This window comes from Polaromonas sp. P1_E3 (assembly GCF_056405935.1).
The window spans coordinates 1-1031 of sequence record NZ_JBFUBD010000671.1; the positions used below are offsets into that span (position 1 = coordinate 1).

Consider the following 1031-nt stretch of genomic DNA (forward strand, 5'->3'; position numbering starts at 1 on the left):
AACTGGCATGCCCTCATGAATCCTCTCGCGGTTGTCCCACTGAACATGAACATGCTCCGCGTCGGACCACATCCGAATGTTCGCAGGCGATGAAAGGTACAAGGAGTCGAGGGTGCGATGACTGAGCCAAAATGCACCCGCTTCCAAAAGATCCGTCCCATCTTCAGTAGTGAGCAGGTGATCCGGAAGATCGCGCCAGGTATGCCAGTACCGATCCCAGGGCTCGTCTGCGTCTACCTCAATAAAGTGGCGCAGTTCCGCCGGAACTTCCTCGAGAACATAGGGGGCAACGGCAAGAATGTCCTCATACAAACGGACGACGGGGTATTCGCAGTAGCGAGGTGAGCCTTGTTCTTGGGCTGTCTTGCTGTACTCGAACAACCTGGTTTGGCCCGCGTTCATCCAGTACGCGCCCTCAGACAGTCCAAACCAATGGAGATTGGGGTTTTCGGGCGTTCCCCATGGTTGAATTTGATCGAACTCCTGAAGCTCGAAAGCAAAAAGCGGCAATGACATTCTGTGAGCCCTACCGTTGGAGATGGCCGGCGACAGGCTTGTGGGCAAAGCCGCTTGAAAAGACATCCGTGTCCATTGAGGTGTTCTGTTGCATCATGGCTCGGCGGTTCGCTATTTGGCTTCGATGGACGAGATGGACTGCTTCGGCCCCTTTTTTCCAGGAGCTGCACGGGGAAGTCGCATTGTGCAGGCGCAGGCCGTGTTGGGTAACAAGTAGATTGTCCTCCGTTACGCATCAATAGCCGCCGCGCGAGCGCCCAAAAATCAACCAATTGACTCGCGAGCGCGCGAGCCCCCTCCTTCGAGCTGGCGACAAGCGTCACGCATTCACCGGCTAGTATCCGATCAGTGCTAGCCTTCGCCTGCGCAAGAGACATGCCGGCAACATTTCGAAGAAGCTCCGTATGCGAAACCTTGCAAAAACCAGGCTCCCAACCGTTGATCAAGACTCTTGGCATGTGGATGCAGTCAAACGTTGGAGTTGACTGGAACGCAATGGCATTACGCCGCAAGAT

The 1031-nt window shown here is 55.3% G+C and carries 1 protein-coding gene; it reads right to left on the minus strand.

Features of this window, described 5'->3' with window-relative positions; translation table 11 throughout:
- On the minus strand, positions 1–516 hold a 516-nt coding region (locus AC1D0Z_RS22675; protein ID WP_477660388.1), incomplete at its 3' end, for a DUF5984 family protein.
- Between the last annotated feature and the right edge of the window lie 515 nt (positions 517–1031).